This is a genomic window from Kribbella sp., from assembly GCF_035687465.1.
Lineage (GTDB): Bacteria > Actinomycetota > Actinomycetes > Propionibacteriales > Kribbellaceae > Kribbella.
This window is the reverse complement of the sequence record NZ_DASRXP010000301.1, coordinates 1-9,149: the sequence shown is the minus strand read 5'-3', so window position 1 is coordinate 9,149 and position 9,149 is coordinate 1. Positions and strand designations below refer to the sequence as shown.

Sequence of the window (9,149 nt, the reverse complement as noted above, 5' to 3'; positions counted from 1 at the left end):
CGCCAGGTGCCGTCGGTGGCGATGTGGCGGGCCATGTCGGCGGGGATGGGTCCGTAGCCGGTCAGGTGGCAGGGGTCGTCGTCGAGTCCGAGCAGGGTGTTGATCGGGGTGAGGACCTCGATGTGGGGGCGGCGGCGCTGCTGGTCGGGCAGGCGTCTGCCGAGCCAGTCGAGCCCGTTGAACAACATGAACTCGAACAGGTCGCCGACTACATCGGCGCGTCGCTGATCGGCAGTCCGATCCTCCCGCCCAGGCACAGGCGCAGGCTCAGGTGCCGCGGATTCAGGTGTGGCAGGCGCAGGTGTGGCGGGCGCAGGTGCCGCAGGTTCAGGCGCGGTGGGAGCAGGTTCAGGTGCGGTGGGCGCAGGTTCAGGCGCGGTGGGCGCAGGCGCGGTGGGCGCAGGTTCAGGTGCGGCGGTTTCGGGTGCGGTGCCTGTAGGTGAGGTGGTGGTGGTTCCTGGGGTGTCTGTCGCCGTGCTGGCTGACTGGTCGCCGGTCGCGGTAGGAGCGCTGGGAGCGGGGCTGCCGGTCGCGGTAGGTGGCGTGGGGGTGGGGGTGCCTCGTTTGGCGATGGTGGCCATCGCCTGGATGACGACCCACATTTCCTGGATCTTGTCCGCGGTGTTCACGATCCACAGGCCGGCCATGCCATTGGCCAGCGGGACGATGCGGACGCCGCGCTCCTTCTTGGCGTGCTTGTGCGCGGCGGCGGATTCTTTGGTGGTGTGTTTCGCGACCTGCTTGCGCAGTGACGCGTTCAGGTTGGTCAGGGTCTGCTGCGGGGCGCGCTTCAACACGTGGGCCTCGACCGCCCGGGCCGCGGCGGGGGTGAGGGTGCGGGTGGCGTTGACGATCGCGAGCGCCTTCGACATGGTGACCGCGCCGCACCGCATCGCTGTATGGGTCGCCTTCAGGACGCTGGTCAGGCGCAGCGCGGTGTCGATGTGGGCGTGCACGGTGTCCGGAGACAAGGTGAGCGCGGCGGCGATCTCGCCGGCCCAGGACCGTTCGGGGTCGACCGGGCGGCCCCGGGAGTCGACCTGGCTGGGGCGGGGCAGGTCGCTGGCCTGGCGCTGGCGGTAGAACGACGCCACCGCGTCATTCTTGATCGACTCGGCCCAGGCGATCATCCGGGTCGCGGCCTTCATGACCTCGATCAGCGCGACCGGCGACTCGGTCTGGGGACGCACCTGCTCCAACGCGGCGGCCAGCTCAGCGCCCGGCGGCAGGAACACCCACGGTGGCGCCTTCTGCTCCAGCATGGTCCGTTCGGCCTCGTCCTGGTCGACACCGGCCCACAACTCCCACTCCAGCGCATCCACCCGCGACATCTGCGGGCACGGGTCAGGATCCAGCACGTCGTGCTCGTCAAGCAGCACCGGACCGCCAGGTGTGTCGGGGTCGTCCGGGACACAGATCCGCCCCGCGTCGAGCAACGCAGCAAACTCCGCGGCGAACTCGTGGTCGCCGTAGTGGGGGTCTGCGCTGACAGTACTCATGTGTCTATATTAGAACAGATGTTCGACTCGCACAAACTGAGCCAGCCGCCTGGAGGCGCCGGAATCCCTTGCCAACAGGGTAGATCGACATGTAATTGCCATGAGCAACGATAGGTCTCATCTGCAATGCGAGGCCCGCAAGCGCTGAGCCGGCACGTACTGTTGTTGCAGGCATCGAGCGGCCCCAGTTCGGGTCGACCAGGTGGATCATCTGCCGTCCGGCGTTTCTGTACCGCCGGAACACTCATTAGGAGCTGCGTGGATAGCTGGGCTCCTTCGTACAGGTTGCTAGACGAGCCCGAGGGGCTCGTGGGGCTTGGGTGGGAGTACGACGGTCAGCGGATCTCCTGGGCGCACCAAGCCGCCTGTTGTCACCACGCCCATGATGCCGACCCGACGGATGACCGTACCGTCGTCGGCTCGGCCCAGCACCTCCTTGAGCAAGCCCTTCTGCAGTCCGTTGATCTGGCTACAGGGGTCGCGGAGGCCGGTCACCGTCACGATCGCGGTGTCACCGAGGTGGAGCGACGCACCGGTCGGTAGGTCAAACAGGTCCAGGCCTGCGGTGGTGATGTTCTCGCCAAGATCGCCCGGCGCGACGTCGTACCCCCTCGCCGACAGTTCGTTGACCAGTTCCCGCTGGATGAGGTGGACCTGCCGCAGGTTGGGAGCGGTGGGATCGCGCCGGACAAGATGGAGATGCTGCACGGTGGCGCCGGCGTGTGCGTCGCCTTCGACACCGACGCCTTCGATCAGCCGTACCGCTTCGACAGCCTGTTTGCTGAAGCGGTGTTGATCGTCACGATGCACAGAGTCGACTCTCACCGACCCAGCTTAAGCAACCGCACCACGACTGGGGGTCCCTGCGGCACGCGCAGCTGAAGCGTCTGGGGCGAGAGGGGAGTCGACTGAGGCTGAGTTGAGCTTTCGCCGTCGGTGAGCAGTCGAACTCCTGCATCGAGACCCAGCCCGCTCTGTACCGGCGCCGAAGACTTGAGTACTTTCTCAGGAAATCAGTTGTCGAAGAGAGGGTGGCGATGATCAAGCTTCCGGCCCTCAAGGGCTATGTCCTCGAAGAAGGCATAGCCAAACTCCTGGCCAACAACGGCTATCGGCTTCTCACCGAAAAAGGCCAGGACCCAGAAGCACTGACGCACGGGCCGCACGGACTGCTGGTCAAAGGACGTGGAACCGATCACCAGGCCGACGCGCTCGGGGATCTACTCGTCCCAGTCCCTTTCTCATTGCCGGTTCGGCTGTTCGTCGAAGCGAAGTACCGGCGTGCGAGCGTCAGACTGACCGATGTTCGCAACGCGCTTGGCGTGATTGCGGATGTCAACGAGCAGTACGCAACGGCCTTGGGTAACTCGACAAGTCGACCTACACGTAGATACCACTATCGTTACTCGCCTTTTTCTACTTCCGGCTTCTCCGCGGAAGCAGAAGACTTCGCACTAGCTCAACAGATATCCCTGATCGACCTCCAGGGTTCCGCGTTCGGTAGCTTACGTGCCTCAGTCACCTCCGTCGCGGAGCAAATCCTTGCGCTCGCAAACCAGGAGCGTCTGGAGAGCATGCCCATGGGGCAGGTCAGGACTGCATTGCGTCTCGCGCTCGGCACCTGGACCGCCCCAACTACCGGCGATCCCGCTAGCCGGCAACCGGATCTTGCGAATGAACTCAACCCAGCATTGGCCGAAGAACACAGACTTCCTATCCGGGCCTTGAGCGCAATCTCGACGGACTTCGCAAACGAGCTCCAAGAAGATCTGGTGCTCGGCTTCCCACCGGCACCATTCATCCTTGCCTTGCGCCCGGACGACGTCGAAGCTTTCCACTATTGGGCTCTAAGCGCCCCACCCGAGATCGAGGTCAACATCCGCTTCGCCAGCAGAGGCGATGTCACAGGAGATTGGGTGATCGCACCTGCCAACGATGGGCCGCTTCTCCGCTTCGGCTTGCCGCCTGTCCTCACTACCTGGCTCCTGGCCGTGGACGGCGCTGAAGCGGACCGTGCGCTGAAGGCTAAGAAGGAACTCCTGTCGACGATAGCCATCTATGTAGGCAATCGCACTCTAACGATGCGATTCCGGCCTATAGAACGCCACCGTCGCGACTCGGGGGCCATGGACCGCGCTGAATACGAAGACCTCCGCGCGGAACTCTCCGACCCATCCTTGGCCTGGCCGCCCTCACACGACATGACCGCCGATGACGGCGATGTGACAGTTCCCATTAGGGCTGGAGTGTGGACGGCGGCGGCAACTGTTGAGCTGCTTCGGCGGCTGGATGCGGAGGGTTGGGTGCATGCCAAGGCCTTGCGCGCAGCCGCCCTAGCAGACGGCCGCATAGACCGATCCAGCGTCTATGAGCTTGCCGGGTATCCACCCGATAGAAGTCTCAATGGCTTTACTCGGCCTGTGCGGCGATTGGCGCGACAGCTCCAAAGGGAGGGCATCCTCAGCGACCAACCGGAGGTTGCCCTACGACCGCACTATCTCAAGGGAGGAAAGGCGAGCTACTTCTCTGTTCCGGAGGACCTGCTGTTTCATCTTCGGCATCTCTAGAGTCGAGTCATGCCTTTACGCACCTCCCCGGCCAGTCAGCCAATGGAACCGATGGAACTCGACCGTTGAGGCCTGGGTCCCTGGCTATGGAGGTCTGCGTGCAAGCAGCGGGAGGTAGGGCCTAAGGTTCCGGGAGCGGTTGCCCTCACGGAGGAGCGGCGAGAGCGATTGCAGGCATTTGAAGCCGCGACGCAGGAGCTGCGCCGGGGTTTAGCTCACCAGGTGGCAGGCGGCTTGCGGGTCTGGGGTGGACGGGAGGATGGGGAGTAGGTCTGCGCGGCATTTGGAGGCTATGGGGTTGCCTGCGGCCACCACCTGGCAGCGCGGGTGGAAGCGGCAGCCGGTGGGGATTCGGGTGGGGTCTGGGGGTTCGCCGGTGAGGACTATGCGGGCCGGGGACTCTGGGAGGACCGAGAGCAGGGCTTGGGTGTAGGGGTGCTGGGGGGCCTTGAGGACCTCTTCGGTGGGGCCTGATTCGACGATGCGGCCGAGGTACATGACCGCCACTCGGTCGGCGATGTTCCAGGCCAGGCCGAGGTCGTGGGTGACGACGAGAGCGGAGAGGCCGAGGTCGTCGCGGAGGCGGAGGAGGAGGGCCAGGATCTCGCCGCGGACCGAGGCGTCGAGGGAGGCGACCGGTTCGTCGGCGATCAGGACCTTGGGGTCGAGGGCGAGGGCGCCGGCGATCACGACTCGTTGGCGCTGACCGCCCGACAGTTCGTGCGGGTAGCGCAGGAAGAACCGCTCGGGCGGGCGAAGACCCGCACGCGACAAGGCGGAGGCGACCACCTGCTCCTCGTCCGCCAGGCCGTGGATCCGGGGGCCTTCGGCAACCGCCTCGTAGACGGTCTGGCGCGGATTCAGCGACCCCATCGGGTCCTGCAGGACCAGTTGCACCTGCCGGCGATAGGCCTTCAGCGCCCTGCCTCGATAGCTCAGCGGCGAACCGTCGTACGAGACTGTGCCCGAGGTCGGGCGTTCGAGGCCGAGCAGGGTGCGGGCGAGCGTGGTCTTGCCGCAGCCGGACTCGCCGACCAGCGCGACGATCTCGCCCGCGCCGATCGAGAGGTTGACCCCGTCCACCGCGCGCGCCCGCCGTCCCCGGGAGGCGAACTCCACCGAGAGATCTTTTGCCTCTAGCAACTGTCAGTCCTCCCCGACCAGCACACAGGCCGCCGTACGACGCTCGCCCGCCGGCCGCAGGTCGATCTCGACGGTCGAGCAACTGTCCAGCGCCACCGGGCAGCGCGGGTGGAACACACAGCCCGTCGGGAGGTCCGTCGGATCCGGCGGGTCCCCGCCGAGCCCCTGAGGCGCCAGCCGTGAGGCCGGATCGCCGACCGTGGGGAACGCAGCCGCCAACGCCCGGCTGTAGGGATGTGCGAACAACCCACTCGCAGGTCCCGTCTCGACCACACGCCCGGCGTACATCACGGCCAGCCGGTCGCAGAGATCGGCCAGCACGGACAGGTCGTGCGAGATCATCAGCAGCGAGATGTCGTGCGACCCGATCAGCTCGCGGATCAGCGTCAGCACCTGCGCCTGGACCATCAGGTCGAGTGCCGTGGTCGGCTCGTCGGCGATGATGAGCCGCGGTTCGCAGGCCAGTGCCATCGCGATCATGACTCGTTGCCGCTGGCCACCGCTCAGCTCGTGCGGGTAGCTCTTCGCGCGCCAGGTCGGCAGCCCGACCTGTTCGAGCAGTTCGGCGACCCGGCGGCGGGCCTTGTCCGGCGAGGCCAGCCGGTGGATGAGTAGCGGCTCGGCGATCTGGTCACCGATCCGCTGGACCGGGTTCAGGCCGTGCTGCGCACCCTGGAAAACGATCGAGGCCTCGGCCCAGCGGACCGCGCGGAGGCGTCCCCAACTCATCCCGATGACATCTTCGCCCTCCAGCAGGATGCGGCCCTCGATCCGCGCATCGCGGGGCAACAATCGCAACAGTGCCATCGCCAGGGTGGACTTGCCGGAGCCGGATTCCCCAACGATTCCAAGGGCTTCGCCGGCATCGAGGGTGAGTGAGACGCCGCGCACGGCCGGGAGCTCGCCGGTCGCCAGTTGATAGGTGATCGACACGTCGTCGAGTTCGAGCAGGCTCATCGGGCCGCCCTACGCAGTCGGGGGTTGAGGACCGTCTCCAGCGCCCGCCCGCACAGGGTAAACGCCATCACCACGGTGACGATGCACAGACCCGGGATGAGGATGTACCACCACGCGCCGGAGGTCGCCGCACCCCAGTCGTAGGAGCCGCGGAGCATGGTGCCCCACGAGGTCTTGTTCGCGCTCACCCCGAGGAACGCCAGCGTCGACTCGGTGACGATCGCGCTCGCCACCTCGAGCGTAGTACTTGCCAACAGCAACGGAGCGACGTTGGGCAGCACGTGCCTGGTGGTGATGTGCCAGTGGCCGCCGCCGAGTGCGGTGGACCGCTCGATGTACGGACGGGCCTCCACCGCCAGGGTCTGAGCCCTGATCAACCTGGCCGTCGACGGCCAGGAGGTGACGCCGATCGCGATGATGATCGTCAACGTGCTCCCGCCCAGGATCGCCGCCAGCACCAGCGCCGTCACCAGCGAGGGCAGCACCAGGAACCAGTCGGTGACCCGCATGACGATCGCACCGATCCAGCCGCGGAAGTGCCCTGCCGCGATCCCGAACACGGTACCGATCACCATGCTGAGCAAAGCCGCGAGGAACCCGATCAGCAGCGAGGTCCGCGAACCCCACCAGATCATCAGCAGCACCGACCGCCCGGACTCGTCCGTGCCGAGCGGATCGTCCCAGCTGGGCGGAGCCAGCTTCTCCCCGGTCCCTCGGACGACGTTCGTCACACCTTCGTCGATGAACAGCGGAGCGATCAGCGCGAGCACCACCGCCAGGACCAGGATCACCAGACCGGCGACCCCGGCCCGGTGGGTGCGGAAGTCCGCCCAGAACCGCGCGAGGCTGCGACGCCGCCGCATCCAGGTGATGCTGCTCATGCCGACCTCACCCTCGGATCAAGCACGTGGTAGATCACGTCGGCCAAGGTGTTCATCAGGATCACCGACACCGTGATCAACAGGAACGTCCCCTGCATCAGGGTGAAGTCCGGCACCCGGATCGCTTCGTAGAACAACTGCCCCAGCCCCGGCCAGCTGAAGATCGCCTCGACCGTGACCGCCCCACCGACCACGAACCCGATCCGCATGAACACCAGCGTGACCGTCGGCAGCAGCGCATTCGGTACTGCGTGCCGCCGGCGGATCTCGTCATCCTTCAGCCCCTTGGCGCGCGCCGTGGTCACGTAGTCCTGCCCGACCTCGTCCAGCACCGACGAACGCATCACCAGCAGGTACTGCGCATACACGACCGCCACCATCGTCAGACAGGGCAACACCATGTGCTTCGCCACGTCCAGGATGTACGCAAAACCATCCGGGGCATCCACACTCTCGATCCCCCGGGTCGGGAAGATCCCCGGGATCGGACCCACGCCGGCCGCGAACACCATCAGCAGCAGAAGCCCGAGCCAGAACGTCGGCACGGACCAGAGCACCAGGGAGATGGCGGTGGAGAACCGGTCGAACCGGCTACCAGGTCGCCACCCGGCCCGGGCTCCCTGCCAGATCCCCAGGCTGACGGCCATCACCAGCGCAGTACCGGTGAGCAGCAAGGTGGCACCGAGCCGCTCGCCGATCAGGTCGAGCACCGGGCGCTTGTACTCGTAGGAGGTGCCCAGGTCGAAATGCAGTGTCTGGTTGACGAAATGGAGGAACTGCTCGGGCAGCGACTTATCCAGCCCGAGCCGGTGCCGTTCCAGATCCAGTTGCTCCGGCGTCATGTTCCGGCCCTGGGCCAGCGCCCGGACCGGATCGCCCGGGAGCATCCGGAAGAGGAAGAACGTCGCGATGATCACCATCGCGATGCTGAGCAGAGCCCCGCCCGCCTTGGCCGCGGCGTACCGCAGTAGGCCGTGGCGGGCCGGGCCCTCCTCGATCGCCTCGGTCGCCGGTTGGACGACCGTCATTCGCGCTCGTCCGCGACGCCCCTACGCCGGCGGGTCAGGAAGAACCCGGCGAGCGCGAGCACCACGACACCGGCGGCGACCCCGACGATCAGGCCGGTGTTGGAGCCGCTGTCGGTCTCGCCGTCGGTGCTGACCGCCTCCAGCGTGTAGAACGGCCAGTAGCTGCTGCCGCCGTACAGCATGCCCTTGTCCTCCGGGATGGAGGTGATGCTGGCGATGCGGTCCTTGCGGTAGCCCTCGAGGTCGTTCGGGTAGTAGAGCGCGATCACCGGCGCGTCCGTGTAGAGCCGCTCTTCCATCTGCTTGATGATCCCGGCCCGCTTCGTGCGGTCGAGTTCCTTCTGCTGCTGCTGGTAGAGCTGCTCGAACTGCGGGTCGCAGTAGAACGACTCGGTGCCGCCGCCCTCACCGGACGCGGTCGGGCGCCTGCTGCAGAGGTGGGTCGCGAGGACCTCTTCCGGATCCGGGTTCACCGACCAGCCGCTGATCGCGATGTCGAAGAGCGCAGTGGTACCGGTCTCCTCGGTGAACTTGCTGGAGTCGAGCCGCTTGGTGGTCAGCGTGATGCCGATGTCCTTGAGCCAGCCCGTCAGGTACTCCGCAAGCTTGTCCTCGATCGGAGTGTCGGTGTGGATGCTGAACCGGAACTGCAGCTTGCGGGATCCGTCCGGCATCGTCCGGATGCCGTCGGCACCCTTCTTGTAACCGGCGTCGTCGAGGATCTTGTTGGCCTTGGCAACATCGAAGGTGACCTTCTCGTCCCCGGTCGCCTCCCAGAAGAAGTCCTTGTACATCGGCGGCACGATCGATCCGTCGGCCGGCCGGGCCAGCCCGTTCTGCACCTCGTCGACCAGCTTCTGCTTGTCCAGCGCGTGGTGCAGTGCCTGCCGCACCAACGGATCCTTCAGCGCCGGGTGCCCGTCGCCGATCGGCTTGTTGTCACTGGTGGTCGCACCGTGGTTGATCTGCAGGTACGACGCCCGCCGGCCCTCGGTGTTCCACTGCACGATGTTGCCGTCACCCTGCAGGGCCTGGAAGTCCGGCGGTGCGAGCCGGCCGATCAGGTCGATGTCG

The 9,149-nt window shown here is 66.3% G+C and carries 8 protein-coding genes; 1 reads left to right on the top strand and 7 read right to left on the bottom strand.

The window, feature by feature from the left end:
• The coding region (locus VFG33_RS15180) for a DUF222 domain-containing protein (RefSeq protein ID WP_325026811.1) at nt 1-1,499 on the bottom strand (1,499 nt) is incomplete at its 3' end.
• Nucleotides 1,500-1,787: 288 nt separating this feature from the next.
• Nucleotides 1,788-2,324: an MOSC domain-containing protein gene (locus VFG33_RS15175; protein ID WP_325026808.1), complete on the bottom strand. Its 537-nt coding sequence runs from the start codon at nt 2,322-2,324 to the stop codon at nt 1,788-1,790.
• Nucleotides 2,325-2,536: 212 nt separating this feature from the next.
• On the opposite strand from VFG33_RS15175, the gene VFG33_RS15170 reads away from it, so the two are divergent.
• Nucleotides 2,537-4,066: a hypothetical protein gene (locus VFG33_RS15170; protein WP_325026805.1), complete on the top strand. Its 1,530-nt coding sequence runs from the start codon at nt 2,537-2,539 to the stop codon at nt 4,064-4,066.
• Between the two features lie 210 nt (nt 4,067-4,276).
• On the opposite strand, the gene VFG33_RS15165 is transcribed toward VFG33_RS15170, so the two are convergent.
• From VFG33_RS15165 to VFG33_RS15145, 5 genes are all read right to left on the bottom strand, one after another.
• Nucleotides 4,277-5,209 (bottom strand): ABC transporter ATP-binding protein, encoded by a 933-nt coding sequence (locus VFG33_RS15165; RefSeq protein ID WP_325026802.1) that lies wholly within the window; start codon nt 5,207-5,209, stop codon nt 4,277-4,279.
• 3 nt (nt 5,210-5,212) lie between these two features.
• On the bottom strand, nt 5,213-6,166 hold the full coding sequence (locus VFG33_RS15160; RefSeq protein ID WP_325026800.1) for an ABC transporter ATP-binding protein: 954 nt from the start codon (nt 6,164-6,166) through the stop codon (nt 5,213-5,215).
• The gene (locus VFG33_RS15155; RefSeq protein ID WP_325026798.1) at nt 6,163-7,047 is read right to left on the bottom strand and encodes an ABC transporter permease; all 885 of its coding nucleotides are present in this window, start codon (nt 7,045-7,047) and stop codon (nt 6,163-6,165) included. The genes VFG33_RS15160 and VFG33_RS15155 overlap by 4 nt, the downstream gene beginning before the upstream one ends.
• Nucleotides 7,044-8,075: an ABC transporter permease gene (locus tag VFG33_RS15150; protein ID WP_325026795.1), complete on the bottom strand. Its 1,032-nt coding sequence runs from the start codon at nt 8,073-8,075 to the stop codon at nt 7,044-7,046. Before VFG33_RS15150 ends, VFG33_RS15155 begins: the two co-directional genes overlap by 4 nt.
• Nucleotides 8,072-9,149, bottom strand: a 1,078-nt coding sequence (locus VFG33_RS15145; protein WP_325026793.1) for an ABC transporter substrate-binding protein, incomplete at its 5' end; no start/stop codon positions are given. The genes VFG33_RS15145 and VFG33_RS15150, both read right to left, overlap by 4 nt.

What these genes read in the sequence shown, in the direction of transcription:
- VFG33_RS15170 (WP_325026805.1), top strand. Translation starts at nt 2,537, where the DNA reads ATGATCAAGCTTCCGGCCCTCAAGGGCTATGTCCTCGAAGAAGGCATA.
- VFG33_RS15155 (WP_325026798.1), bottom strand. Translation starts at nt 7,047, where the DNA reads ATGAGCAGCATCACCTGGATGCGGCGGCGTCGCAGCCTCGCGCGGTTC.
- VFG33_RS15160 (WP_325026800.1), bottom strand. Translation starts at nt 6,166, where the DNA reads ATGAGCCTGCTCGAACTCGACGACGTGTCGATCACCTATCAACTGGCG.
- VFG33_RS15150 (WP_325026795.1), bottom strand. Translation starts at nt 8,075, where the DNA reads ATGACGGTCGTCCAACCGGCGACCGAGGCGATCGAGGAGGGCCCGGCC.